This window comes from Corynebacterium sp. HMSC062A03, from assembly GCF_001811145.1.
Lineage (GTDB): Bacteria > Actinomycetota > Actinomycetes > Mycobacteriales > Mycobacteriaceae > Corynebacterium > Corynebacterium aurimucosum.
Genome location: NZ_KV803683.1, coordinates 1 through 23,642, shown reverse-complemented (window position 1 = coordinate 23,642; position 23,642 = coordinate 1). Strand labels below are relative to the sequence as shown.

General features: G+C 61.3%; 25 protein-coding genes and 1 pseudogene. 17 read left to right on the top strand and 9 right to left on the bottom strand.

Annotated elements, in window-relative coordinates; all coding sequences use genetic code 11:
* Positions 1-67 precede the first annotated feature (67 nt).
* Positions 68-1,549, top strand: a complete 1,482-nt coding sequence (locus tag HMPREF2781_RS07380) for a multicopper oxidase family protein (RefSeq protein ID WP_070645050.1) — start codon at positions 68-70, stop codon at positions 1,547-1,549.
* Positions 1,550-2,089: 540 nt separating this feature from the next.
* Here the strand turns inward: HMPREF2781_RS07380 and HMPREF2781_RS07370 are convergent.
* Positions 2,090-2,623: a lipoprotein gene (locus HMPREF2781_RS07370; protein WP_070645047.1), complete on the bottom strand. Its 534-nt coding sequence runs from the start codon at positions 2,621-2,623 to the stop codon at positions 2,090-2,092.
* Positions 2,624-2,727: 104 nt separating this feature from the next.
* On the opposite strand from HMPREF2781_RS07370, the gene HMPREF2781_RS07365 reads away from it, so the two are divergent.
* Together HMPREF2781_RS07365 and HMPREF2781_RS12205 are read left to right on the top strand one after the other, a co-directional pair.
* Positions 2,728-3,555, top strand: coding sequence for an esterase/lipase family protein (locus HMPREF2781_RS07365; protein ID WP_070645044.1), 828 nt, complete (start codon positions 2,728-2,730; stop codon positions 3,553-3,555).
* Complete coding sequence (locus tag HMPREF2781_RS12205) at positions 3,555-3,851, top strand: CHY zinc finger protein (RefSeq protein WP_083308538.1); 297 nt, start codon at positions 3,555-3,557, stop codon at positions 3,849-3,851. Before HMPREF2781_RS07365 ends, HMPREF2781_RS12205 begins: the two co-directional genes overlap by 1 nt.
* On the opposite strand, the gene HMPREF2781_RS07360 is transcribed toward HMPREF2781_RS12205, so the two are convergent.
* Together HMPREF2781_RS07360 and HMPREF2781_RS07355 are read right to left on the bottom strand one after the other, a co-directional pair.
* Complete coding sequence (locus HMPREF2781_RS07360; RefSeq protein ID WP_246821803.1) at positions 3,848-4,375, bottom strand: hypothetical protein; 528 nt, start codon at positions 4,373-4,375, stop codon at positions 3,848-3,850. The genes HMPREF2781_RS12205 and HMPREF2781_RS07360 overlap by 4 nt on opposite strands.
* 41 nt (positions 4,376-4,416) lie before the next feature.
* Positions 4,417-5,733, bottom strand: coding sequence for a M20/M25/M40 family metallo-hydrolase (locus tag HMPREF2781_RS07355; RefSeq protein ID WP_070645039.1), 1,317 nt, complete (start codon positions 5,731-5,733; stop codon positions 4,417-4,419).
* 77 nt (positions 5,734-5,810) lie between these two features.
* Here HMPREF2781_RS07355 and bioB point away from each other — a divergent pair, with 77 nt between their 5' ends.
* The 3 genes from bioB to HMPREF2781_RS07340 are packed head-to-tail and all read left to right on the top strand — an operon-like array spanning position 5,811 to position 7,980.
* Complete coding sequence (gene bioB, locus HMPREF2781_RS07350; RefSeq protein ID WP_070645036.1) at positions 5,811-6,791, top strand: biotin synthase BioB; 981 nt, start codon at positions 5,811-5,813, stop codon at positions 6,789-6,791.
* Complete coding sequence (locus tag HMPREF2781_RS07345) at positions 6,791-7,045, top strand: biotin synthase auxiliary protein BsaP (protein ID WP_070645033.1); 255 nt, start codon at positions 6,791-6,793, stop codon at positions 7,043-7,045. Before bioB ends, HMPREF2781_RS07345 begins: the two co-directional genes overlap by 1 nt.
* 11 nt (positions 7,046-7,056) lie before the next feature.
* A complete protein-coding gene (locus HMPREF2781_RS07340; protein WP_070645031.1) occupies positions 7,057-7,980 on the top strand; it encodes a Sir2 family NAD-dependent protein deacetylase in 924 nt (307 codons plus the stop codon).
* Here HMPREF2781_RS07340 and HMPREF2781_RS07335 read toward each other — a convergent pair.
* A complete protein-coding gene (locus tag HMPREF2781_RS07335; RefSeq protein WP_070645028.1) occupies positions 7,977-8,726 on the bottom strand; it encodes an esterase/lipase family protein in 750 nt (249 codons plus the stop codon). The genes HMPREF2781_RS07340 and HMPREF2781_RS07335 overlap by 4 nt on opposite strands.
* 167 nt (positions 8,727-8,893) lie before the next feature.
* Between HMPREF2781_RS07335 and amn the strand changes: the two genes are divergently transcribed.
* The 6 genes from amn to HMPREF2781_RS07305 all read left to right on the top strand — a co-directional run bounded on the left by amn (position 8,894) and on the right by HMPREF2781_RS07305 (position 13,892).
* Positions 8,894-10,297, top strand: coding sequence for an AMP nucleosidase (amn, locus tag HMPREF2781_RS07330; protein WP_070645026.1), 1,404 nt, complete (start codon positions 8,894-8,896; stop codon positions 10,295-10,297).
* A 53-nt stretch (positions 10,298-10,350) separates the two neighbouring features.
* Positions 10,351-10,866 (top strand): phosphoribosyltransferase, encoded by a 516-nt coding sequence (locus tag HMPREF2781_RS07325; RefSeq protein WP_010188260.1) that lies wholly within the window; start codon positions 10,351-10,353, stop codon positions 10,864-10,866.
* Positions 10,866-12,314 carry a SulP family inorganic anion transporter gene (locus HMPREF2781_RS07320; protein ID WP_070645023.1) on the top strand — a complete coding sequence of 483 codons (1,449 nt, stop codon included), beginning with the start codon at positions 10,866-10,868 and terminating at the stop codon, positions 12,312-12,314. The genes HMPREF2781_RS07325 and HMPREF2781_RS07320 overlap by 1 nt, the downstream gene beginning before the upstream one ends.
* A gap of 133 nt (positions 12,315-12,447) precedes the next feature.
* Entirely contained in the window at positions 12,448-12,930 is a 483-nt protein-coding gene (locus HMPREF2781_RS07315; protein WP_070645020.1) for a ferritin, read from the top strand.
* Positions 12,931-12,994: 64 nt separating this feature from the next.
* Entirely contained in the window at positions 12,995-13,381 is a 387-nt protein-coding gene (locus tag HMPREF2781_RS07310) for a hypothetical protein (protein ID WP_070444414.1), read from the top strand.
* Positions 13,323-13,892, top strand: coding sequence for an HAD-IA family hydrolase (locus tag HMPREF2781_RS07305; RefSeq protein WP_070444412.1), 570 nt, complete (start codon positions 13,323-13,325; stop codon positions 13,890-13,892). The genes HMPREF2781_RS07310 and HMPREF2781_RS07305 overlap by 59 nt, the downstream gene beginning before the upstream one ends.
* On the opposite strand, the gene HMPREF2781_RS07300 is transcribed toward HMPREF2781_RS07305, so the two are convergent.
* Positions 13,889-14,965, bottom strand: coding sequence for an ROK family protein (locus tag HMPREF2781_RS07300; protein ID WP_070444410.1), 1,077 nt, complete (start codon positions 14,963-14,965; stop codon positions 13,889-13,891). The two genes, HMPREF2781_RS07305 and HMPREF2781_RS07300, sit on opposite strands and share 4 nt — an antisense overlap.
* Before the next feature lie 97 nt (positions 14,966-15,062).
* On the opposite strand from HMPREF2781_RS07300, the gene HMPREF2781_RS07295 reads away from it, so the two are divergent.
* A complete protein-coding gene (locus HMPREF2781_RS07295) occupies positions 15,063-15,632 on the top strand; it encodes an LOG family protein (RefSeq protein WP_070645016.1) in 570 nt (189 codons plus the stop codon).
* A gap of 70 nt (positions 15,633-15,702) precedes the next feature.
* On the top strand, positions 15,703-17,364 hold the full coding sequence (locus HMPREF2781_RS07290) for a DUF885 domain-containing protein (protein WP_070444406.1): 1,662 nt from the start codon (positions 15,703-15,705) through the stop codon (positions 17,362-17,364).
* Between the two features lie 24 nt (positions 17,365-17,388).
* On the opposite strand, the gene HMPREF2781_RS07285 is transcribed toward HMPREF2781_RS07290, so the two are convergent.
* On the bottom strand, positions 17,389-18,435 hold the full coding sequence (locus HMPREF2781_RS07285) for an AbrB family transcriptional regulator (protein ID WP_246821801.1): 1,047 nt from the start codon (positions 18,433-18,435) through the stop codon (positions 17,389-17,391).
* A 16-nt stretch (positions 18,436-18,451) separates the two neighbouring features.
* Here HMPREF2781_RS07285 and HMPREF2781_RS07280 point away from each other — a divergent pair, with 16 nt between their 5' ends.
* Positions 18,452-19,222 carry a TSUP family transporter gene (locus HMPREF2781_RS07280; RefSeq protein WP_371441035.1) on the top strand — a complete coding sequence of 257 codons (771 nt, stop codon included), beginning with the start codon at positions 18,452-18,454 and terminating at the stop codon, positions 19,220-19,222.
* On the opposite strand, the gene HMPREF2781_RS07275 is transcribed toward HMPREF2781_RS07280, so the two are convergent.
* Positions 19,219-21,408 (bottom strand): ATP-dependent RNA helicase, encoded by a 2,190-nt coding sequence (locus HMPREF2781_RS07275; RefSeq protein WP_070645011.1) that lies wholly within the window; start codon positions 21,406-21,408, stop codon positions 19,219-19,221. The genes HMPREF2781_RS07280 and HMPREF2781_RS07275 overlap by 4 nt on opposite strands.
* Positions 21,401-22,024, bottom strand: coding sequence for a sugar O-acetyltransferase (locus tag HMPREF2781_RS07270; RefSeq protein ID WP_070645008.1), 624 nt, complete (start codon positions 22,022-22,024; stop codon positions 21,401-21,403). The genes HMPREF2781_RS07275 and HMPREF2781_RS07270 overlap by 8 nt, the downstream gene beginning before the upstream one ends.
* 99 nt (positions 22,025-22,123) lie before the next feature.
* Between HMPREF2781_RS07270 and HMPREF2781_RS07265 the strand changes: the two genes are divergently transcribed.
* The gene (locus HMPREF2781_RS07265; protein WP_070645005.1) at positions 22,124-22,660 is read left to right on the top strand and encodes an NADPH-dependent FMN reductase; all 537 of its coding nucleotides are present in this window, start codon (positions 22,124-22,126) and stop codon (positions 22,658-22,660) included.
* A gap of 5 nt (positions 22,661-22,665) precedes the next feature.
* Positions 22,666-23,358, top strand: coding sequence for an SDR family oxidoreductase (locus HMPREF2781_RS07260; protein ID WP_070645002.1), 693 nt, complete (start codon positions 22,666-22,668; stop codon positions 23,356-23,358).
* Between the two features lie 103 nt (positions 23,359-23,461).
* Here the strand turns inward: HMPREF2781_RS07260 and HMPREF2781_RS12630 are convergent.
* A pseudogene (locus tag HMPREF2781_RS12630) lies at positions 23,462-23,642 on the bottom strand (hypothetical protein); the annotation flags it as partial.

The following is a 23,642-nucleotide window of genomic DNA, read 5'->3' as shown; positions in this document are numbered from 1 at the left end:
TCAGCAGGGTCCTCACCTGCGACTGTCTCCCGTGTCACTGAAATCTTGCACCAAGGAAGGTTAAATCATGACGAACGCGTTTTCCCGACGACAGTTTCTGCTCGGTGGGCTCGTCCTCGCCGGCACCGGGGCCGTGACCGCCTGCACCAGCGACCCTGGACCCGCTGCCCCGGCACCAGGTCCCTCCCTTCGCCCCACTCCCACCCCCACTGCGCTCAGTGAGCCGACGGTGCGCCGGACACTGACCGCCCGGCCCCTCTCTCTGGATATCGGCGGCATCGAAGCCAAGACGTGGGGATACGTCTCTGACACCGGGGATGCGGCCATTGAGGCCACCGCCGGCGACGTCCTCCAGGTCGATATCACCAATGAACTGCCTGAGAGCACCTCCATCCACTGGCATGGCATCGCACTCCACAACGCAGCCGACGGTGTGCCCGGCATGACCCAGGACCCCATTGAACCTGGCGAGTCTTTCTCCTATGTTTTTGAAGTCCCCCACGGTGGCACCTACTTCTACCATTCCCACTCCGGCCTGCAGCTTGATCGCGGCCTTCACGCCCCACTGATCGTCCGTGACCCGCAAGACGCTGAGGACCAGGACGTCGAGTGGACCATCGTGCTCGACGACTGGGTCGATGGCATTCAGGGCACTCCCGACGATGAGCTCGACAAGCTCACCGGAATGGGTTCGGGCGACCATAACGGGAAGAAGGGGATGGGAGGTCACGGCCAGATGATGCACGGCACCCCGGACCGGGTACTGGGCGGGGATGCCGGCGATGTGATGTATCCGCACTACCTCATCAACGGACGTATCCCCCGTGCTCACCGGACCTTCGAGGCTCGCCCGGGCGACAAGGCCCGCCTGCGGTTTATCAACTCCGGCGGTGACACCATCTTCAAGGTGGCCCTCGGTGGCCACCGCATGACCGTGACCCACACCGACGGCTTCCCTGTCCAGCCTCGGGAGACCGAATCGATCTACCTGTCGATGGGCGAGCGTGTCGACGTCGAGGTCATCCTCGGCGACGGCATCTTCCCGCTCACGGCTTTAGCGGTAGGTAAGGACGACCGCGCCTTCGCCGTCATCCGCACCGCCGGCGGCCAGGCCCCCCACCCCGATGTCGACTTCCCCGAGTTGTCGTCCACCGGACTGCTTCTGTCCTCCCTGAAGCCAGCAGACCGTGCACTCCTGCCCGAGGACACACCAGACCGAGAAGTCAGCATCGACCTGGGCGGGCAGATGATGCCGTATGAATGGAGCATTCTCACCGACGGCCAATCCTCCTCCGCGACCGTGCAGGAGGGCCAGCGTCTGCGGATGGTCATGCGCAACAGGACCATGATGCCCCATCCCATGCACATCCACGGCCACACGTGGGCGCTGCCCGGCAGCGGCGGGCTACGCAAGGACACCGTCCTTCTCCGCCACGGTGAAACCATGATCGCCGACCTAATCGCTGACAACCCCGGTGAGTGGGCATTTCACTGCCATAACGCCTATCACATGGAAACCGGGATGTTCAGCTCGCTCCGCTACGAGTAACCCCCACAGCAGGGTTGAGTGCCGAGGTGGGCGGGGGTGTCCCCCGAGTAGTGGACACGGCGTTGGTGTCAGGGTTGAGCAGTGTATGCCAGGAGTCGACGGGTTGTGCCGTTCCACCGCGATTGCTTCGGACAAGCTCCAACCCGTCCTGAGCAAGGTAGCGATAAGCCAGACTTTGAGGAAACCCGACCTCTTCAATTGCGCTGAGCACAGATCGGCCACTCTCAACCAGAGCGACAACTTGTTGATACTGCTGGTCAACCAAACTCCGCTGAAGCCGAGCACGGTTAAGCCCCTCGCTTTGGCGCCATGCCCTCGCCTGAACCTTCGAGACGCCCAACTCCTTCAGGATCACTGGCACCGGACGCGCATTATGCAGATACGCCTTCACAAACCGCTCACGCAGCTTCTCATCACCTGACATCTACACAACCTCCTAGCTGTATAGATGCATTCACCACCTGAGCCCGCCTGAAGTTTTTCGCTCTTATTTACCGTGAACGACAGTGACAGGTTCGTGAGAAGGCGTGTACCGCCGGCTTAAGCGCTTTGCCAGCGCATCCTGCCATCAGAAGCGGGCGCGCACGTCATCGGGACACCTTTCTTTGATACGCCGCTACCGCCATTGCAATACGCGCCGGGGTGAACGTAGTTCTGTTGTACGGCGGGTGCTTCATAAATAGCGGCGGCCTCTTGCACTGGGGGATTCGCGGCCATCATTTCGTCGGCGCATTGTTGCGTCCAGCCAGAAGTTCCATCGCTGAAGAATGTGGTTCCGGTTTCGTGCAGTGAGACGTCACCGCAGGATTCGATGGTCTTCTCCATCGGAGTAGGCTGCGCTACACCAGGCGCCTCGGTGAAGCCGATGACTTCTTCGTGCGGTTGATCCACGCCGATATCTTCGGCGCTTTCCTCGGCAGTGGGAAGGGTGGGGCGTGGGGTCTCTTCTGCTGTTTCAGTAACGCTGGTGCTTGTGCTTGGTGACGTCTCACTCTCAGGAGTGGATTCAACGTCGAGTGAGGAACAGCCGCTGAGCACAAAGAGCGCAGCGGCAAGAGAGAGAAGTCGCTTCATTTCAGATCCTTTGTCTATCCATCATCATGCTAGTGGCCGCCACCCCACATGCGCACAGAAACCACACAGTAAATGGCCAGCCTTGGAGGATAAGCTAGTGCCTCATGAAAAACGGCTTTCTACAGCGCGCTTTCTTGGCCATCCTCCTCGGCACCGCCGCTCCTGTTCCGGCTCATGCCCAGACCATCGAGACCTCCGCCGCGCAGGATCTCGGTATCAATGATCCTGACTGTAAGCCCACGGGTTCGGTCACCGAGCCGGTCGTCCTTCTCCACGGCACCTCAGCCAACGCGGCCGATTGGAATGATCTCATCCCAAAACTCACCGAGCAGGGCATGTGCGTGTGGGCCTTCGACTACGGCGCCGAGGACATCACGTACCAGAATGCCTATGACTACATGAAGGGTATTGCGGATCTGGATTCTTCAGGGCGCGAAATAGCCGGGCACATTGAGCACATCCGTGAGGTCACCGGAGCACACAAAGTAAACCTCGTCGGTTTCTCCCAAGGCGGCCTGCACACCAAGACCTTCACGCAGCTCTACGGCTCAGCAGAGGAAGTGAACCGAGTGGTTACAATCGGTGCGAACTTCCACGGGACAACGTGGGGTGACAGAGCAACACCCCTCAGCACGGCGGCCAAAATCGCGCCCGATGTGGTTGATTTCCTGGGCACCAGCGCCGGCATCCAGCAGTTGCAGGGCTCGGACTTTATGGAGGACCTCAACCAGCTTCCGGATACCGCGCCTGGCGTGACCTACACGTCCATCTACTCGCCGGCGGATAATACCGTGACGCCAAATCGGACCTCAGAGCTCAGCGCTGTGCCGGGCGCGGACGTGGCCAACGTGGAGTCCGCCCCCGTTGACCATGGGCAGCTGCCACATGATCCGCGCGTGCACGAACAGATCATGTGGGGACTGACGCGCTAATGACACAGATTCACGGAGCGATTGACGCGAAGGGCCGGTGCCGGCACTGGCACACGCCTGTCGACGTCATTGCGAACAAGTGCCACACCTGCGGCGGCTGGTTCGCGTGTTCGCTGTGTCATGCGGAGTTAACGGATCATGACTTCGGGCCCATGCCGAAGGACGAGCTGTGCGTCATGTGTGGGGCCTGCGGCCGAACAATGACCTACGCCGAATATTCGGCATATAAATGCCCCGCGTGCGGGCACGCCTTCAATCCAGGCTGTGCGCTGCACGCGGGGACGTACTTTCTTTAGTTCAGGAAAGTCGACTGGACCTCAGCGATGAGGGCCTTGAGGAATTCCACGATATCCGGGATCTGGAAGGTGAAGTTTCCTACGTGCACCGGGATGGTGTTGAGGGTGGGAAGTGTAAACGGAGCCTTGTTCTGGCCAGCGTTGTTGGCATTGTTGCCGTTGTTTGCCGGAGCACCACCACCATTGTTGGCATTGTGGCCACCATTGTTAGTTGGAGCCGTGTTCTGAGCAGGAGCAGCGTTGCCACCGCCACCGTTCAGGCCGCAGCGAGCGATGGCCTCGTCGGCGCGGGCGACGGCATCGCGGATCTCGGGACCACGCGGGTGGAAGTTAGCGGCAGCGAGTGCCTGGGACTTCTTGCTGTTGTAGTCGGACGGGTTGGTGTAGTACTTGGTGGCCTGCTCACAGGAAATCTGGCCGGCCGGAACCTTAGCCAGGTAGTCATCCACCATGTCGGCGGAGGCGGCAGGAGCGGACAGGCCGATGGCGGCAGCAACGGAGCAGAGGACAAGCTTATTTCTCATGCGCCACATTGTGCCACAGCTTTTACACGTTTGTGCAAGTGCTAACGCGCTAGGAAACGATTTACCAGCGAAAAATACGCCTTCACAGTCAAATCCAAGTCTTCCAGGTAAAGGTGCTCATCGTGGCTGTGCAGCTGCGAGTTTGCGCTGGCCATGTCCCGATCCTCGGCATGCAGTGCAAAACCGTAGGCATTGCCGCCGCGGCGACGAGCCACGCGCAAGTCGGAGCCACCTGTTGCCAGCACTGGCAGCACTTCCTTATCCGGGAAAAACTCGTGAGCGGTCTTTTCGATGCAGCGCCAGAGCTCAGTGTCGGTGGAGGACTGCGTGGCGTCCTCAGTAATAAGGTGCTCGATCTCTACCTCCTCGGCCATATCGCCGAGGGCCTCACGCAGGAACTCGTCGAGCTCCTCCTGGGTCTGGCCGGGGAAGGGGCGGATGTCCATCTCTAGATAGGCGTGGGAGGGCAGTACGTTGATGGCACCACCTGCACGTAGGACAGTTTGGGCAATCGTCGTGTGCGAGAAGGCGTGGGCGTAGGCGGACAAATTACCGAACTTTTCGTAGTCGGCGGCGGTAGCGGAGCCGTCGAGAAGCGCTGCCTCCGTTGCGGGGTCGAAGCGGAAGGTCTTGACGAATCCCTGCCACACCTCATCCGTGGCCACGGGCGGCTCAGCGGCGGCGATGCGGCGAGCGACCTCACCGATCTTGACGATGGCAAAGTCCTTGCCGAAGGGCGTCGAGCCATGGCCGGCATCGCCGTGCACGTGCAGGCGGCGCTGGCCCGCGCCCTTCTCGCCCACGTTGAAGCCGAGCGCGCCGGGCAGGTGGCTGCCGCCGGTCTCCGAGAGGCAGTTGCGCACCGAGTAGGCCTCGGGGTGGTGTTTGTCCATCCAGATGGAGCCTAAACCGCCGCGGGCTTCTTCATCGGCCATGCCCACGAAGGCCAGGGTGCCGCCTGGGTTGCCGCGCTTGGCCACATCGCGAGTCACCGCCGCCATCGTCGCCGTAATAAAGAGCATGTCTACCGCGCCGCGGCCGTAGAGCTTGCCATCCTCGATGACGGCGTCGAAGGGAGGCTTGGTCCACTTCGGCTCGTCGACGGGCACGACATCCGTATGCCCCATGAGCGTCAGCGGCTCCTTGTCCGGGTCACCCGGAACGGTCACCACGATGGTCACGCGGCCTGGGTGCGATTCATAGCGTTGAATCTCCACTGGGGTGCCTGCAAAAAATCGCTCCAAGGTGTCGGCATTGCGGACCTCGTTGCCGGAGTCAGGCGTGAGGTCATTCACGCAGGCATTGCGAATAAGCTCCTGGAGTAATACGAGGGTGTCGTCGTAGAGCGTGGAATCCATGGCATAAAGGGTAGCCGTGCACAATAAAGTGCGTCGATTTACCGCAACTTGAACGGTGTTCAAGTAAGGTTTCCCGCATGAGCATCGTAGATATCGCACGCGAGAAGGCCCTGGAGCAGGGCATCGGCCTGAACGAAGAAGAGCTGCTGCAGGTCCTTCAGATCCCGGATGAACAGCTGGAAGAGATCGCGGACATCGCGCACCAAACCCGCCTCAAGTGGTGCGGCCCGGACGTGTCTGTGGAAGGCATCATCTCCATTAAGACCGGCGGCTGCCCGGAGGATTGCCACTTCTGCTCGCAGTCAGGCCTGTTCGAGTCTCCCGTGCGCGCCGCGCGCCTCAACATCCCGGAGCTCGTGGAAGCCGCCAAGAAGACCGCTAAGACCGGCGCTACGGAGTTCTGCATCGTGGCTGCGGTCAAAGCACCAGATGAGAACCTCCTGTCCCAGGTTGCCGAGGCCATCCCGGCCATCCTCGATGAAGTCGATATCGAAATCTCCCTATCCCTGGGCACGCTGACGCGCGAACAAGCCCAGCGCCTTAAGGATATGGGCGCCCAGCGCTACAACCACAACCTGGAGACGTCCAAGTCTTTCTTCCCCAACGTGGTCACGACCCACACCTGGGAGGAGCGCAAAGAAACCCTCGAGAACGTGCGTGCTGTCGGCATGGAGATTTGCTCCGGCGGCATCATCGGTATGGGCGAATCCCTCGAGGATCGCGCCGAGTTTGCCTACCAACTGGCCCAGCTCGAGCCTTGCGAGGTACCGATGAACTTCCTCGATCCGCGCCCGGGCACCCCGTTCGCGGACTACCCCCTAGTCCCGCTCGGTGAGGCGCTGCGCGCCGTGGCCGCCTTCCGCCTGGCTATGCCGTCTGTAACCCTCCGCTTTGCGGGCGGTCGCGAGCTCTCGCTCGGTGACGACGGCACCGAAAAGGGCCTCCTCGGCGGCATCAACGCCATCATCGCCGGCAACTACTTGACCACTCTGGGCAAGCAGATTGAAAAGGACGTTGACATGCTCGGCCGCATCGACCTGCCGATCAAGGCGCTCTAATGAAGAACTCGACGGAGCTGGCCGCCGCCGTCCTCGCCGGCGAGGAGCCGCTGTTCCACCCCAACACTGGGAAACCACTAAGCGAGGACTTTACCTTGCATCCAGCGGCCGCGGCTGGCCTGGACGTCCCGCGCTATTGCCAGTTGTGCGGGCGCCGCATGGTGGTGCAGGTGCGCCCGGACGGCTGGAACGCGCGCTGCTCGCGCCATGGTGAGCTCGACTCGGACCACCTCTATGAGGAGGCACTTCCGTAAGCTGGGGCACCATGGATCCCGCCGTTGCCCACGCCCACCAGTCCGCGTTGCGCTCCATCTCCCGGGTCGTCGCCGAGATTGCGGAGCCGACTCCCCCACAACAGGCACTGGAGGCCGTCGCCGAGCAGCTGCGCCGCGGCAACGTCATGGTCCTCACCGGGGCGGGAGTGTCCACGGAATCAGGCGTGCCGGACTACCGCGGCCCGCACGGTTCCCTCAGCCGCCACCGCCCCATGACCTATCAGGAATTTCTCCACGATCCGCAGGCCTCGCACCGCTATTGGGCCCGTGCTTTCGTTGGCTGGCGGGTCATGCAGGCCGCACACCCCAACCGCACGCACTACGCGTTGGTCGAACTCGAGCGCGCCGGGCTCCTTACGGGTCTCGTCACCCAAAACGTCGACGGCCTCCACGAAGAAGCCGGGCAGCGCAACCTCATTGCCCTGCACGGGGACATGCAACACGTGGTGTGCTTGAGCTGCGGATACGAAGAAACACGCGCGGACTACGACGCCCGCGCCGCCACAGCCAACCCGACATACCTCCAACGCTGGGCAGTAGACAAAGAGAACGTCAATCCAGATGGCGATGTTGCCCTCAGCCAAGAAGCGGTCGAAGAATTTGTCATGCCCGGCTGTGTGCGGTGCGGCTCACGGCGCCTCAAGCCAGACGTGGTCTATTTTGGTGAGCCCGTTCCCACCCACAAGAAAGATGCTGCCTACGCGATGGTCAACGCATCTGACTCCCTGCTGGTAGCCGGCTCTTCGCTGGCGGTGATGAGCGGCTTCCGCTTCGTTCTGGAGGCCAAGAAACAGGGCAAGCGCGTAGCCACCATCAACGGCGGACCAGGACGCGCGGATGACCGCGTAGACACCCTGTGGCGCACTCAAGTGGGCCCGGCTTTCGATGCGATCCTGGATGAGCTAGAACTCTAGAGTTGCTCCAGTTCTTCGAGGACAAACTGGCATACCCGCCTATCCATGGGCATATCTTCGTGGCGGATTATCGCGCGGCGCTCGATGTCCTGAATATAGATATTTCTTACCTGCTGGCCATTGAGGAAACAGGTGTTGGGAGGAACCACGATGGCATCGGAGCGGGTGGCGATGCACGTATAGCTCACCCCGGGTTCGACCTCACTGCCGCGGTTCGTGTCCTCAATTATCTTGCTGCCGGTTACTTGCTGCATTCCGGCGGGGCCAAACCAGGCGTCGATAAGCGAGCGCGCCACTTCCTCCTGCCTTTCGCTGCGAAAGAGGGGGCTGGCGATTCCACCCTGGGTCGTGCCGTGGTTGGGTGCACTGATACAGACGACGTGCCGTACACACTCTGCGCCGTCGTGCATGCGCATCCAGTACCGAGCCAATAACCCACCTTGTGAATGCCCGACGAGGATTACTTGTTCAGCGCCGGTAACGGTGCGGACGGCGTTGATGTAGGCGTCGAGCTGCCGGGCGGATTCCTGCAGGGGGCCGGTGGCGCGGGTCCCGTAGTCAGGGGCGAAGGTGGCCCAGCCAGCGGCGCGGAGCATTCCTGCGAGAACCTGCCATATCCCCTTGCTGTCGCAGGTTCCGTGGATCAAAACAACCGGCCAAGGTCGTTCGGCGGTGGGACGCGCGGACCAGTCGTCTTCGTAGACGCCGCGCGGACGTCTGCGGGCACCGAGGGGGAGTGGGATCATGGAATTTCAGTTTACTCTTGACCCTTATCCAACTTTCGTACTAAGCTAAGGCTTGCCTAATTTGGTCCGGCGGTGAGCTCCACACCGCACGCGCTACCGGATTAGTCATGGGGATAGGGCCCGCCGCTTCACCGCGGCGGGCTTCTTTCATGGATACACTCGCGGGCATGACCGACCTGCAGCATGTCCACTCCGTCAACGAAGCGGTTGCGCGCCTCAGCGAGCTCTATGACAGTTCTTGCGAGCTGGCACGTCACGCACTCGCCTCGGGGGACCACGACGCCTACCGCCACGTGGTCTACCCGAAGATCACCGTGCATGTGCGTCAGTGGACGCCCATCGACCGCTCTGAACCCTTCGGCTACGTGGACCAAGAGGGCCGCTACTCGGCGGTGATATCAAAGCCATGGCTGATTCGTGGATACCTCACAGAGCAGCTCACACGGCTCACCAATAACTATCCCTGCGATATTTACGTTGGCCAATCAGATGAGCGCATCCCGCCGGAATATATCCGGGGGATTACAGAAATTCCCCAGGACCGCGGCGACATACCCCGGCCCACGCTCGATGCGGTGCATGACGGAATCGTTGACGGCGCCTGGAAAGCCTTCCACGGGAAGGAAAAGCCACTCTTTCACTTTGGCCCGCAGCGCTTCGATATCGCCTGCGCCCGCATCGAGCACTACACCGGCATCGAGGTGGGCACCGTGCAGAAGTACATCCTGTTCACCAACTACGCCATGCACACCACCGAGTTCGTTAAGTTCGGCCTGCGCGAGCTGGCCCGGGAAGACTCGCGCTACACCGCGCTAGTACTGCCCACGGGAGAGACCATCCACCCCAATGACGCGGTGCTTCTCGACGTCGATGAGCTCACCCTCACCTCCCGCTACCAGATGCCACGTTTTGATCTCATTACCGCTGGCGGCGATGGCATCACGATGATCAACATTGGCGTCGGCCCCTCCAACGCCAAGACCATCACGGACTGTCTCGCGGTGCTGCGCCCCGAGGCCTGGATCATGATCGGCCACTGCGCAGGGCTTGATGGCCGCATGCGCATCGGAGACCTCATCCTGGGCAATGCTTATCAGCGCGAAGACCACATCCTCGACGGCACCGTCACCACCAGCAACCCGATTCCCGCCATCCCGGAGATCCAGCGCATGCTGGAGGCCGCCGTCGACGAGGTCTATGGGAAAGACAATTCGCTCATGCGCACCGGCACGGTGCTCTCCACCGATGACCGCAACTGGGAGTGGCGCACCTCCCGGGACTTGTGGGAATGGCTGCGCCACTCCACCGCAGTGGCAGTAGATATGGAATCCTGCACCCTCGCCGCCAACGGCTACCGCTACCGCATCCCGTACGGCACGCTGTTGTCGGTTTCTGATTTGCCCCTGCACGCCGTACCTAAACTTCCCGCCCAAGCGCAGGCCTTTTATTCGAATTCGAAGGAGGCCCACGTCATGTGCGCGGTGCGCGCGGTGGAGGCCTTGGCGGAGAATCCAGAGCGGCTGCGCACCCGCAAATTGCGGCGAACGGTGGCAGAGGTTCCGTTCCGCTGAGGGAGATGATTAAACTGAGGGAAATGCACAATCTGGCGAAGGAGACCTAGACGATGAGCACCCCGGAGTGGTGGAACCCGGAACGCGAGAACCTGACCTGGGAGGTCTTCGGTGAGGCCAGTCGCTTCCTGTCCCAAGAAATCGTGGATTCGGGCTGGTTCCCGGACCTCATCGTGGGCGTGGCCCGCGGTGGATTGATCCCAGCCGGCGCTATTGGCTACGCCATCGGCGTCAAGGAGATGGGCGCTATCAACGTGGAGTTCTACACCGATATCGGTGAGACCCTTCCGGAGCCGATTCTCCTTAACCCGCAGCTAGATACAGACTCGCTCAAGGACAAGAAGGTCCTCGTCGTTGATGACGTGGCGGATTCCGGCAAGACCCTCGACCTCGTGGTCAACCTGCTCGAGCAGACCGCATCCGAGGTCAAGTCCGCGGTGATCTACACGAAGCCGACCACCATCTTTGAGCCGGACTTCTCGTGGAAGAAGACCGACCAGTGGATCAACTTCGCATGGTCCGTCCTCCCGGTCATCACGCGCGATGGCTCTTTCCAGGAAGGACATTAATGTCAGAAGCCTCCGCCGGTTCTTTCCGCGCGGCTTTCAACTCGCCCGCCCGCTTCCGTAAAGAAGTGTTTGGCGGGCTTGCTGTTGCGCTCGCCCTCATCCCGGAAGTTTTAAGTTTCTCCATCCTCGCCGGACTCGACCCTAAGGTGGGTCTTTTCGCCTCCGTCATCATGGCGATGTCCATCGCCATCACCGGCGGGCGCCCAGCCATGATCTCCGCCGCGGCGGGTTCGGTCGCCGTGGTCATCGCACCACTTGCCCACGAGCATGGCCTGCACTACGTCCTCGTCACCATCTGGATGGCGGGAATTCTGCAGGTGGTGATGGCAGTGCTGGGCGTCGCCAAGCTCATGCGTTTCATCCCTCGCAGCGTCATGCTGGGTTTTGTCAACGCCTTAGGCATCCTCATGTTCACCGCGCAGCTGAGCCATCTGTGGAACGTGCCGTGGCTGGTGTATGTCCTCGTCGCCTTGGGCCTGCTGATCATGGTGGTGTGGCCGCGAATCACCACGGTAATCCCCGCCCCGCTCATGGCGATCGTGGTGGTCACCATGTTGACTGTGATTTTTGGGTGGCAGGTTCCCGACGTCGCGGATCAAGGTGAGCTGCCGACCTCCCTGCCTGGCTTCATTATTCCGGATGTTCCGTGGACGAAGGACACTCTCCTCCTCTGCCTTCCCTATGCACTGGGCGTGGCGTTGGTCGGCCTCATGGAATCCCTGCTCACAGCCAAGCTTGTCGACGACCTCACGGATACCCACTCCGATAAGACACGCGAATCAGTTGGTCAGGGCATTGGTAATATGCTCGCCGCGGCCGTCGGCGGCATGGGCGTGTGCGCGATGATCGGGCAGACCATGATCAACGTCAAGGAATCGCAGGCGCGCACGCGCTTGTCGACGTTCCTCGCCGGTGTCTTCCTCCTCATCCTCATCCTCGTGTTGGGGGATACTGTCGGAGAAATTCCCATGGCCGCGCTCGTGGCGGTCATGTTCATGGTGTCCTTCCACACCGTGGATTGGCACTCGGTGCGTACGATTCACCGCATGCCGTTGAGTGAAACCCTCGTCATGCTCGTGACGGTCATTGGCACCTTGGCCACGAATAACCTGGCGGTCGGTGTGATCCTCGGCGTCCTCACCGCCTCGGTGGCCTTTGCGCGCCGCGTGGCGCACCTGGTGTCGGTGGAGCTGGAGGGCAACGTCTACACCGTGCGCGGCCAGCTTTTCTTCGCGTCGTCCAACGATCTGGTCTACGCCTTCGATTACACCCTGCCGGTGGACAAGATCATTGTGGATTTCTCAGAGGCCGATATCTGGGATGCCTCAACCGTGGCGGTGCTTGAATCCGTGGAAAACAAGTACGCAAGTCGTGGAGTAGCGGTGGAATTCCGCGGCCTCGATGGCGTTAGCCTCGCGCGTTACCAGAGGATTTCTGGTTTGGGTTAGGTAAACCTACCAGAAAAAGTGTTATGACGTGCGAGTTTGCTTAAGATCGCCTTGCTAGCGCGTCCAGAGAATTTCTGTATTGTGGGAACAACACACGAAATTGTGGGAACAACACACGAAAGGATTAACTCTCATGGATGAGAAACTGCAAACGCTCCTCAACGCCCAGGTCAATAACGAGCACGGCGCAGCCCTGATTTACACCCAGCTGGCCTACGAGATGGACAACCTGTCCTTCCCGGGCATGCGCGATTGGTTCTTCAAGCAGGCAGAGGAAGAGCGCGAGCACGCACAGAAGTTCGCCGAGCACCTGTTGGACCGCGGCTACCGCGTCGAGTTGGAGGATATCCAGGTCGGCTCCGTCAAGGCCGCCACCCCGCTCGATGCTTTTGAGGCATCCCTCGCGCATGAGCAGAAGGTCTCGGAGCAGATCCGGGAGATCGCCCGCACCGCGGATGCCGCTGGGGATCTCGATTCCCGCGCCCTCATCAACTGGTTCCTCGAGGAGCAGGTTGAGGAGGAGTCCACCGTGTCCGAAATCATTGACCAGCTCAAGCTGGTGGGCAATGACGGCTCGGGTCTGCTGCGCATCGATGGTTCGCTGGCGCAACGGTAACGAAGCCATATAGTTTCTAGGAATTCTCCCACAGCCCCCTGCGGTTGGTGGGAGAATTTCTTTTATGACTACAACGCGCCTGATGCTGATTTGCGGTGCCCTGGCCGGCCTTGTGATCGCATTGGTCGGCGGCACGTGGCTGGCCGCAACGAACATGGCGCTGGGAACTTTCTTCTTCGCTCTCGCCGTGATGCTCGGCCCGTTCGCGGGTCTAGCACTGTTGCTCTGCGCCGCTGCTGCATCGACGGCGTTGAGCCGCTCCCTGTTTAGCGTCGGCGGCTTGTTCCTCGTGGGGGCCACCTCGACGTTGTGGGCGCAGGGCACGCTGTCGCTCCCGCTCTTCGTGGCGGGCACGCTGACTGGAGCTAGTGCGGTCTGGCTACACTGGGCGCATGGCAAGTTTGCTCTTCGACCTTTATGGCGTGCTCATGCGGCCCGCCGGGAACTCTGAGTTGGAGGATTACCTCCGTCCCGAAAATGTAGAGCACTTTTGGTCCATCTATGAGGAGTTTCGCCCTGCCTATAATGCTGGGCACCTGAGCGATGCGCAGTATTGGGGCCGCATTCGCGCGCTGACGGAACTGAGCTCCTTTGACGTCAGCCACGCGACCGAACTGGACACCGAGCGCCTGTTGGTCGCCGATGAAGAGATGGTGCGCGCGGTCCTAGGGTTTATTGCTCAAGGGCATAGCGTCGGCATTTTGGCGAATGTTCCGACGGTTCTGGGAACTCGGATCCGCCAGACGCAGCCTTGGCTGAAGGAATGCGCTGCCGTGACGCTGAGCTGCGATATTGGGGTAGCCAAGCCGGATCCGGAGGCCTACCTCGTGGCCGTGGATGCCCTCGGCGCGCAGGCCAAGGACACGCACTTTTTCGATGATCGGCCGGACTTCGTCACCGCCGCCCAGCGTCTCGGGCTCAAGGCCCACCTTTTTACGGGAATCGACTCGGTTTACTTTTAGGCAGCTTTCGCCTCGCGGCCAAGCTCCAGCGGAACGCGCAGCAGCGGATCGAGCGCCACAGCGCGGGTGCAGGCGCGAACAATCTCGGTGTGCGAGGGAATCATGCGCAGCTCCACTGGGTGATCGGTGGCCTGGCGCACGGCGGAAGCAAAGAGCTTCGGGGCCGCCGGATCATCGGAGAAGGCGCCGCCGGCGACTACGAGGGTATCGGGCTTATGCTGCGTTAAAAGTTCAGCAGCGGTGGCCCCGAGGGAGCGCGCGCGGTCGTCGAGAAGCGCCCGCGTTTCTTCATCAGCATTCGCCACCACGTCTGGGAATGAGTCTCCGCCGGTCTCATTCAGCATCGCCTGCGTGGCCAGGACGTCAGCTTCGTCGAGTTCGAGCTGCACAATTTCATCGCCCAAGGTCAGCGCGGCGCCAACGGAGTCATCCGCGTAGAGCACCATGACGGGCTTCTCCGCGCCCAGCTCCGCAGACTGCGTCTCGGATCCCAGGATGGCAGGGATGACGGAAGACACGACAACCGGAACGCCGAACTGGTACTCCAGACGGCTGGCGATATCCATCTCGTCCCAGCCCAGGTTGTGGGCGGTAATGCGCCCAGCTTCGTTCACGCTGCCGGAGGTGGTCACGCCGACTGAAACCAAACGTCGATCCAGGCCGGTCATCAGGCGGTTGACACCAGCAATGATGTGCTCGATAACATCGCTTGCACTCAAGCGCGACACCGGGGTAGCCACGTCTTCCTCGCGCAGGGTGCGTCCCTTGGTGTCGAAGAAGGCGATGCGGGTAAAGGCGGTGCCAACCGCAATACCAACCAGCATCCAATCATTATCCGCCACTTCCAGGGGCACGGTGGGGCGCCCGCGGCCGCGGGACTGCGTCAAATCCGTGCGCTCACGAATCAGTCCAGCACCCAGCAGCGCGGCAGTGGCGCGGGTAATCGTCGGCTGGGAGAGTCCCGTGGCTTCGACAAGTTCACTGCGGGTAACAACGGGGTTGAGTCGAATGATGTGGAGGCACTTCGCCGCTGGGGTGCGGGGGCGAGTGAACACGGGACCAGATTTAATCATGGCGCAAGTATAAATTCAGCAGACCGCATTGTCTAATAGAAATTGGGATTCAGTAGACATCATAGTCTAGAAGTGTGCCTGCGTTAGAGTAGTGTTCATGGATTTTGTTGCTGTGTACTGCGGCTCCGCCGCTGGAAACTCTGAAGCCTATGGCCAAGCCGCACACCTTTTGGGGGAGGAGCTCGCGCGGCGCAACCTCACCCTGGTTTATGGCGGCGGTGACGTAGGCCTGATGGGCATCGTCGCAGATTCCTGCCTTGCCGCCGGCGGCACCGTCATTGGGGTTATCCCGCGGCAGCTCGTTGATTACGAGATGTCACACCAGCGGGTAACCAAACTCGAAGTCGTGGACACCATGGCGCAGCGCAAAACGCGTATGGAGGAACTCGCGGATGCCTTCGTGTGCCTGCCGGGTGGCGTGGGAACTCTAGAGGAGCTCACCGAGGTGCTCACCCTGCAGCAATTAGGCAACCTCGACGGCCCGGTGGGCCTGGTAGACGTCAATGGTTTCTGGCAGCCCTTCGTGCATATGTACTCTGCAATGGTGCAGGAGGGATTCGTTCAGAAGCGCTTCCTCGATGCTCTCGTGGTGAACCCCTCTCCTGCTGAAGTGCTCAACGAATTTACATCCTGGACAAGCCCGGGAAGTAAGTGGAGCAACAATTAGCTAACAAGCTGGTAAATAAGGCGGCGCTGGGTTGGCCCAAACCCCTGGATCTTCGTTAGACTTCGCCCTTATGAGTTTTGACCAGAACGCAGAGCGCCAGCCTTCGCTGCTGGACGCGTCGTGCGATAATTTCGTCCACGACCTCGCGCAGCTCACGCCCACCGATGCCACCGCGTGGGGAATTCCCGGCTTCGACGGTGAGTTGGAAGATTTCTCCCCGGAGTACTACTCCTCCGTGGCGGATCGCACTCGTGAGATGATGGCGGATCTCGATGCCCTCGATGACACCACCGACGAATCCGACGATGACGACGATTTTGACGAGGTGGACTACGTCACCGCCGCCGTCTTGCGCGACCGTCTCTGCCTGGATCTTGACCTGCACCATGCCGGTGAGGACATTCGCTGCCTTAACAACATTGCCTCCCCGGTGCAGACCATTCGCGACACCCTCATGCTCATGCCGAAGGACACCCCGGAGCAACTTGATGCATTGCGTTCGCGCCTGTCGAAGGTGGCAACCTCGCTCAACGGCTACAAGGAGTCCCTCACCGAGGCGGCTTCGCGTGGCATGGTCGCGCCGCAGCGCCAGATCTCCGATGTCTTCGTGCAATGCGAGCGGCTTGCCGACGCCGGCTCCATGCTCGAGGACCTTGGCGTTGAAGGCCCAGAGGTGGACGCGGCCAAGGAAGCCTTCGGCGAGTTCGCCGATTGGCTCTCTAACGAGCTGCAGCCGCAGGCACCATCGCAGGATGCGGTGGGCCGAGAGCGCTACGAGCGCTTCTCCAAGCTTTTCGTTGGCGATGCCGTGGACCTCGATGAGGCCTATGAGTGGGGCATGGACCAGGTGCGCTCCATCAAGGCGGAACAAGAAAAGATCGCCCACGAGCTCTATGGCTCCGACGTCACCGTGCGCGCGGCCATGCGCAAACTCAACGAAGAGGAGCGCTACCAGCTGCACGGCACCGACGCGCTAGTGGAGTGGATGCAGTCCACCGCGGACCGCGCGATCAAGGACCTCGACGGCAACGCCTTCGACATCCCGGAGGCCGTTAAAGAAATCGAGTGCTGTATCGACCCGGCCGGCACCGGCGGCATCTTCTACACCTCGCCCTCCGATGATTTCTCCCGCCCCGGCCGCATGTGGTGGTCCGTACCGGCTGGCCAGGAGCTTTTCCACACCTGGCAGGAGCTGACAACCGTCCACCACGAGGGCGCGCCGGGCCACCATCTGCAGATTGGCGCCGCGCTGACCCAACCGGACCTCAACCTATGGCGCCGTGCGGTGACGTGGAACTCTGGCCACGGTGAGGGCTGGGCTCTATACGCTGAAGCACTCATGGCGGAGCTGGGATACATGGATGATCCGGGCTTCCGCATGGGGCTTCTCGACGCCCAACGCTTCCGCGCCGCCCGCGTCGTGGTGGATATCGGACTCCACCTGGGCAAGGCGTTGCCGGAGTGCACTGCGTCCGGCATCTGGGACAAGTCCCACGTCAAGACCTTCATGCGTGAGAACACCGCGATGGATGACGCTAACCTCTCCTTCGAGGTCACCCGTTACCTGGGCTGGCCGGGCCAGGCGCCGTCTTATGCTCTGGGCCAGCGCCTGTGGCAGCAGACCCGCGACGCTGCCGTGGAGCAGGGCATGGACGTACGTGATTTCCACTCCCAGGCGTTAGCCCTAGGTTCTGTGCCGATGTCGATTCTGCGCGAGACCATTCTGGACTAGTTGTCAGACTCTTGGATTTATCCACTAGCGGCGGAATAGCCCCAAAATCTGGGGCAAATATCCCGCGATGACGAGCACGATGATGAGCCGGATAATCTGCACGGCCACCACGGCGGGGCCGGCGCCGCCTTCCGCGGAGAGCGCGAGGACGGTCTCCAGCGCGCCGGGCGAAGTGGCGAGGTAAGCCTCGAAGTAGGTGATGTCCAGCCATGCGGTTAAAGGCACAGCAGTGAGTGCGCACACTCCGATGACGACAATGATGAAGAGGATCGTCGCCGGCAGCTGCTTGGCGAAGGCCCGCAGTGCCGGTACCGACAGCCCACCACCGCAGACCCAGCCGATGGACATAAACGCCATGATTTTGAAGACGTAGAGCGGCTCCAAGGTATGGCCGGCTGGAATAACCTGGGCGACCAGCACGGTCAAGAGGAGCGGCCCCAAAACAGCAGCAGCTGGCAAACGCACCAGCTTGCCTAGCTTTTCACCAACCACGGCGATGGCGACCGTCAACCCCACGATCCACCACGTGACCTCGCCGTCAACGCTCATGTCGACGCCTTTGCCCGCGGGGGCGTCTAACAAGGAGACCACCAAGGGGAGGGACACCGACACCGCCAGAAGCCGCAGGTATTGCGTCAGCGCCACGTAGCGGTAGTCCGCACCGAGTTCGCTGGCTAGCGCCGGCATGAGCGAGGCCCCGCCCGGCAGCATGGATAAGATTCCGGTCTCCCAGGAAATATCTTTCGGCTGTGAGCGGTGTAGCAGCACGCCGCCGGCGACACCGATAAGCACGGTGATGAGTGACATCGTCACCGCGGCTGGCACAAAGCCAAGGAGCGTGGAGGCAGGAACTAAGGTCAGTGGTATGCCCGCCATCATTCCGATGAACCCGCGGGCGACAGAATAAAAGTGCTCGTTAACGGCGAGTTCTTTGCCCGTCGTCAAGGCCATGGCTCCCGAGACCACGATGGCGCCGAGGATCCAGGCTGCGGGTACGTGAAGGTAGCTAAACAATGCCCCCAGTGCTGCAGACCCCGGGGCCACGATGACCCATCGCGTACGAACAGACATGGAATCGAGTTTAATGATGGACATGGATTTCGGATTAAGCGGTTGGGCGATTCTCACCATCGGCGCTACCGCGGCCGGATGGATCGATGCCGTCATTGGTGGCGGCGGGCTCGTGCTCATTCCGCTCATCCTGGCGGTCGCACCCCAGTTTGCGCCCGCCACAGCCCTGGCCACGAACAAGGTGGCGGCGGTCTCTGGAACGGCCTCTGCTGCCGTAACGCTCGTCAAGAAGGTTCGCCCGCCGAAGGGCGAGCTCATGCGCATGGGACTCATCGCGCTGGTGTGCTCTGGACTCGGGGCCACAGCAGCCGCACTCATGGACAAGGACGTCATGCGGCTGGTCATCATCGTGCTTATGGTGGCAGTCGGCATCTTTGTGGCCTTTCGCCCGGACTTCGGCAGCGGCGACGGAATCCGCGGCGGCTGGCGCACGTGGGCAGGGTTAGCCGCTGTCGCTGCCATCGCCTTCTACGATGGCATCTTTGGCCCCGGCACCGGCATGTTCCTCATCATGGCCTTTACCGCTATCTTCTCGCAGAATTTCCTCACCTCCGCAGCGATGGCGAAAGTGGTCAACACGTGTACCAACGTCGGTGCGCTCGTGGTGTTTATCGTGGGTGGCCACGTGGTGTGGGGTCTCGCCTTAGTTCTCGCGGCAGCAAATATCATTGGCGCGCAGCTGGGCGCGCGGACTGTGCTTGGCGGTGGTGCAAAGCTCATCCGCTATGCGCTTCTCGCACTCGTCGTGGTGATGAGCGTGTACCTGTCCTGGCAGCAGTGGGGTTAAATCCGGTTCTTCGTCTTCGCCGTGGCCACAGCGTTCCATGGATCCTCCGGCCACGGGTGTTTGGGGTAGCGCCCGCGCATGTCGGCGCGCACGCCGGCATAAGGCCCAGCCCAGAAGCTGGCTAGGTCATCGGTGACGGCGAGCGGGCGACCGGCGGGGGACAGTAGATGAAACTGCACGCGGTGGCCGCAGTACTCGGGCGATTCAGCCAGGCCGAAGCATTCCTGCAGCTTGATGGAGACCACGGGACGCTCGCCGGACCAATCGATCCTCGCAGCACGTCCGGACGGAACCGCTAACCGTTCCGGCGCGAGCTCATCCAAGCGGCTAGCTTCGGGCCAGGGGAGCAAGCGCTGCAGCGCCGGGTACATGTCTGGCCGCTTCCCGGCAGCCAGCTCATGCAGCTCCGGCTCCAGCCAGCTCAGATCATCGCCGTCCACGTCCGGCCACGGATTCCCGTATGCCCTATGCAGATGACGCATACGTTCCCGCAGGTTTTGAGCCTTGTCACTGAAGTGAAACAGATTTAAACCCTGTCCGGAGTTGCGTAGTGCCTCCACCGCCTCATCACCGGAGACCTTCACTGGGGTTTCCGACAACACGATGGAGCCTGCCGCACGCACGCGCATGCCACGGACCTTGGGACCGTCGAGAAATGCTCGCGTCTCTTCGGTCACGCCGATGATGTCGAGTGCGTCCTTTTCCGCAATGGGCACTGCTTCACGAATGATGGCGTTTCCAGATCGCGCCAACGACACCTCAGCCACCGCCAACCAGTCGTGACCATCCTCGAAATACCGCGCGCGCGTACCGCTGGCGAGCAAAAACTCCTTGTCGCCCACGCGCTTAGCCACGAACTCCGGGAAGGCGCTAGCGACCACCACGCCTGGGTCCACCGGACCCTTGTTGGGCACCAAGCGGGCAAGCCGCTTCGGATCCGAATCATCCAGGCGGGCAATCGTCTGTGCTGCTCCCGCGCCGTACTTCAACAGTGCCGCGCCCCATCGTGGGTGCGTTGGCAGTAACGCCAGCTCTTCGCCAGCGTTGAGCAGATCTAGGGTGCGGTGGGCGTCGGCAAGCGCGGGCCCCGGTGGGGGATCCAGCAAGGGGAAATCCGGTCCCGCGCCCCAACTATCCATGAACAGTGCCGCCTGCGTGAGGTCCGCAGAAAGAATTTCTGGAATCACGTGCGGGGAAAAGTGCTGGTAATCCTCCTGCGAATAGCAGCGGACGACGGTACCCGGCGCCTCACGTCCGGCACGTCCGGCGCGTTGATCGGCGCTGCTTTTCGACGTCGACACTGTCACCAACCCACTCATCCCGCGCTGCGCATCCCGCTTGGGCACGCGGGATAGCCCGGCATCGATGACGGTGCGCACGCCTGGCACGGTCAGCGAAGATTCCGCGATGGACGTCGCCACCACGATGCGCGGCTCGCGCGTATAAAGCGCCGCATCCTGCTCTTGCGTGGTCTGGCGGCCATGGAGCGGAAAAACGTTATGGCCACTCAGTGCATCACACACCAGGTTGACCTCGCGCACGCCGGGAACAAAGACCAGCGTGGACTCGTGCTGCCGCGCGGCAACCCTCGCCACGCCTTTCCAAAAGTCTCGATCTCCCGCAGCGCGCCCCGGAATCGGTTCATAGGAAATATCGAGTGGGTACGTGACAGCCTCAGTGGAATGGATCGGCGCATTCCCCATAAGCTGGGAGAAGCGGGTGGCGTCGACAGTCGCGGACATGGCAATAACCCGAAAATCATCGCGGAGCTGCGCCAACTCTAAGCACATACCGAGTACGAGGTCAGTATCGAGCTGGCGTTCGTGGACCTCGTCGATGGCCACGGCGGAAATCCCTTCAAGTTCCGGATCCCGCAACAGTCGGCGTAACAAAACACCTGGGGTAACAAACTCGACGTCCGCGCCTTTGCGGGAATCACCGCGCACCGCATAGCCGATGCGCTGGCCTGACAACTCCTGAAGGCGGTTTGCCGCCGCACGCACCGCCACGCGGCGTGGTGCGGTGACGAGAACCTTGCCCTCTACCTGGTTCGTTAATGCCGGTGGAATAAGCGTGGTCTTACCGGTGCCGGGCGGGGCCTGGACCACGACGTGGCCGTCTGAAGGAAGCGAATCAATGGTCTCTAGGACGGGAAGTCCCTTGCCGATTGCCTTGAGATCAAACATCGAGATCTTGGCGCTCCCACCTATCTTCGTTGTCCTCCAGCTTGCGCACCACGCGCCCCGGTGAGCCCAGGACCAGCGAGTTATCCGGTACGTCGCGGGTCACCAGTGAGCCTGCGCCTACGACGCAGTTCTTGCCCACGGTGACGCCAGGCAGGACCGTGACGTTGGCGCCAAACCAGGTGTTATCACCGATGGTGATAGGTTTAGCTATTTCCCAGCCCTCCGCCCGCATCTCATGATCGTTGACGGGGTGGCCCACCGTGATGAGCGAACAGTTCGGCCCCATCATGACGCGGTCTCCGAGGGTTACAGGCGCTTGCGCCAGGATTGTCGCACCAAAGTTGATGAACACCCCTTTGCCAACCGTGACGTTGCGGCCGTATTCCAGGTTAAGCGGCGTGTGGAGGCCGGGTACTTCGGACTCGGGGGAGAGCAGCGCGCGCAGGATGTCGTGCGCGCGGTCGCGATCGGTGTTGTGCAGCTCGTTGAGTTCTTTGACCAACCGGAATCCGCGCTGGTGCTCGGCGTTGACCTCCTCGTTGACACTGGGCATGAACCACTGCCCGCTGGTCATGCGCTCAATGGATCCGTGATCCGCCAAGTTCTCCTGTGACATGGCAAAAGAATAAACATGTTGAGCGGAAATGTCGATCGCGTGAGCATATCGGCGTACGCTCAAACGTTGACACGTTAACAAAATGTGAAAGGCACATTTATGGCAAAAATCGGCATCATTCTTGGCTCTACCCGCGACGACCGCGCCGGGCTGGCCATCGCCCAGTGGGTCACTGATCTCGCGCAGGGCCGCGACGTGGACTACGAGCTCATTGACCTCAAGGCCTTCGACGTTCCAATTCTCACTTCTTCCGTCATCCCTATGGCGGCAAACAAAAATTACGAGGACCCGAATGTCCAAGCTTGGTCCGATGCTGTCGATTCCTGCGACGGCTATATCTTTGTCACCCCGGAGTACAACCACTCCGTGCCGGGTGCGTTCAAGAACGCCGTCGATTCCTTGGGCGCTGAGTGGGTGGCCAAGCCGATTGCCTATGTTGGCTATAGCTTTAGCGGCGGCATCCGCGCGGTGGAGGCGTGGCGTCTCATCATGGCTAATTTCTCCATGAAGCAGCTGCGCACTCAGCTTGATATCTCGCTCAACACCGACATGACGGATGGAGCTTTCACCCCGGCCGACTTCAAGATCGAGATCGTGGAAAACATCTGCGCCGAGCTGGAAGAAGTCCTATCCTAGGGCGCATGGAAAAGGTAGCAGTTGTCACAGGAGCGTCCTCGGGGATCGGGGAGGCGTCGGCAAGAGCGTTGGCGGCCGACGGTTGGCATGTCGTCGTCGGTGCGCGTCGCGTAGAGCGCCTTGAGGCCCTCGCGAAGGACATCGGCGGCGAGGCCTATGCCCTCGACGTAACCTCGGACGAGTCCGTGGCTGAGTTCGTCTCCCACCTCGACCGCGTGGACCTCTTGGTCAACAACGCCGGTGGCGCGAAGGGCTTGGAACCTCTCGTGGAGACCACCGTAGAGGACTGGCAGTGGATGTACGACGTCAACGTCCTCGGCACTGTCCGTATGATCCAAGCCCTCATGCCGAAGCTGCGGGGTGGGCTCATTATCAACATGGGATCCGTTGCCGGGTGGAACGTCTACGAGGGCGGCTCCGGCTACAACGCCGCCAAGCATGGCGTGCGCGTGATTTCTCGTGCATTACGTATCGAGGAGCACGGTGTCCGCGTCACCGAACTCGACCCAGGCCGTGTAGCCACGGAAGAATTTTCCCTTAATCGTTTTCGGGGCGACACCGAACGTGCCGCACAGGTGTATGACGGCGAGCTCAACCTCACCGCAGAAGACATCGCTGAGGCCGTGCGTTGGGTGGCCTCGCTGCCGGAGCACGTCAACATTGACACCATGACCATTAAGCCGCGCACGCAAAGCTAAACCGTGGTGTGTGCCTGCCACTGAGGCCCCGCGTTCTTTTCTGGACCGCGGGGCCTTAGCGATATCTGTTCCTACGAACTACTGTAACCTGACTTAGGCCAATTTAGTGCGGAAGTTCGCGGCCGGTGATTGCTTGGATGGTGGCGGTGATATCGGGTGGAAGCGGTACGGCGGCGTGGATGGTTTCGCCGCCAACGACGAGTTCAAAGCTGCGGTATTTTTTGAGTGTTCTCACCAGGCGTTTGATGGATGGGCCTGACCCCCGGAAAGTAGACACGTCGGGG

What these genes read in the sequence shown, in the direction of transcription:
- HMPREF2781_RS07260 (WP_070645002.1), top strand. Translation starts at nt 22,666, where the DNA reads ATGGAAAAGGTAGCAGTTGTCACAGGAGCGTCCTCGGGGATCGGGGAG.
- HMPREF2781_RS07335 (WP_070645028.1), bottom strand. Translation starts at nt 8,726, where the DNA reads ATGATCCCACTCCCCCTCGGTGCCCGCAGACGTCCGCGCGGCGTCTAC.
- HMPREF2781_RS07270 (WP_070645008.1), bottom strand. Translation starts at nt 22,024, where the DNA reads ATGTCACAGGAGAACTTGGCGGATCACGGATCCATTGAGCGCATGACC.
- HMPREF2781_RS07280 (WP_371441035.1), top strand. Translation starts at nt 18,452, where the DNA reads ATGGACATGGATTTCGGATTAAGCGGTTGGGCGATTCTCACCATCGGC.
- HMPREF2781_RS07320 (WP_070645023.1), top strand. Translation starts at nt 10,866, where the DNA reads ATGTCAGAAGCCTCCGCCGGTTCTTTCCGCGCGGCTTTCAACTCGCCC.
- HMPREF2781_RS07355 (WP_070645039.1), bottom strand. Translation starts at nt 5,733, where the DNA reads ATGGATTCCACGCTCTACGACGACACCCTCGTATTACTCCAGGAGCTT.
- HMPREF2781_RS07275 (WP_070645011.1), bottom strand. Translation starts at nt 21,408, where the DNA reads ATGTTTGATCTCAAGGCAATCGGCAAGGGACTTCCCGTCCTAGAGACC.
- HMPREF2781_RS07360 (WP_246821803.1), bottom strand. Translation starts at nt 4,375, where the DNA reads ATGAGAAATAAGCTTGTCCTCTGCTCCGTTGCTGCCGCCATCGGCCTG.
- HMPREF2781_RS07310 (WP_070444414.1), top strand. Translation starts at nt 12,995, where the DNA reads ATGACTACAACGCGCCTGATGCTGATTTGCGGTGCCCTGGCCGGCCTT.
- HMPREF2781_RS07365 (WP_070645044.1), top strand. Translation starts at nt 2,728, where the DNA reads ATGAAAAACGGCTTTCTACAGCGCGCTTTCTTGGCCATCCTCCTCGGC.
- HMPREF2781_RS07265 (WP_070645005.1), top strand. Translation starts at nt 22,124, where the DNA reads ATGGCAAAAATCGGCATCATTCTTGGCTCTACCCGCGACGACCGCGCC.
- HMPREF2781_RS07300 (WP_070444410.1), bottom strand. Translation starts at nt 14,965, where the DNA reads ATGATTAAATCTGGTCCCGTGTTCACTCGCCCCCGCACCCCAGCGGCG.
- HMPREF2781_RS07370 (WP_070645047.1), bottom strand. Translation starts at nt 2,623, where the DNA reads ATGAAGCGACTTCTCTCTCTTGCCGCTGCGCTCTTTGTGCTCAGCGGC.
- HMPREF2781_RS07295 (WP_070645016.1), top strand. Translation starts at nt 15,063, where the DNA reads ATGGATTTTGTTGCTGTGTACTGCGGCTCCGCCGCTGGAAACTCTGAA.
- amn (WP_070645026.1), top strand. Translation starts at nt 8,894, where the DNA reads ATGACCGACCTGCAGCATGTCCACTCCGTCAACGAAGCGGTTGCGCGC.
- HMPREF2781_RS07285 (WP_246821801.1), bottom strand. Translation starts at nt 18,435, where the DNA reads ATGTCTGTTCGTACGCGATGGGTCATCGTGGCCCCGGGGTCTGCAGCA.
- HMPREF2781_RS07380 (WP_070645050.1), top strand. Translation starts at nt 68, where the DNA reads ATGACGAACGCGTTTTCCCGACGACAGTTTCTGCTCGGTGGGCTCGTC.
- bioB (WP_070645036.1), top strand. Translation starts at nt 5,811, where the DNA reads ATGAGCATCGTAGATATCGCACGCGAGAAGGCCCTGGAGCAGGGCATC.
- HMPREF2781_RS07345 (WP_070645033.1), top strand. Translation starts at nt 6,791, where the DNA reads ATGAAGAACTCGACGGAGCTGGCCGCCGCCGTCCTCGCCGGCGAGGAG.
- HMPREF2781_RS07315 (WP_070645020.1), top strand. Translation starts at nt 12,448, where the DNA reads ATGGATGAGAAACTGCAAACGCTCCTCAACGCCCAGGTCAATAACGAG.
- HMPREF2781_RS07290 (WP_070444406.1), top strand. Translation starts at nt 15,703, where the DNA reads ATGAGTTTTGACCAGAACGCAGAGCGCCAGCCTTCGCTGCTGGACGCG.
- HMPREF2781_RS12205 (WP_083308538.1), top strand. Translation starts at nt 3,555, where the DNA reads ATGACACAGATTCACGGAGCGATTGACGCGAAGGGCCGGTGCCGGCAC.
- HMPREF2781_RS07325 (WP_010188260.1), top strand. Translation starts at nt 10,351, where the DNA reads ATGAGCACCCCGGAGTGGTGGAACCCGGAACGCGAGAACCTGACCTGG.
- HMPREF2781_RS07305 (WP_070444412.1), top strand. Translation starts at nt 13,323, where the DNA reads ATGGCAAGTTTGCTCTTCGACCTTTATGGCGTGCTCATGCGGCCCGCC.
- HMPREF2781_RS07340 (WP_070645031.1), top strand. Translation starts at nt 7,057, where the DNA reads ATGGATCCCGCCGTTGCCCACGCCCACCAGTCCGCGTTGCGCTCCATC.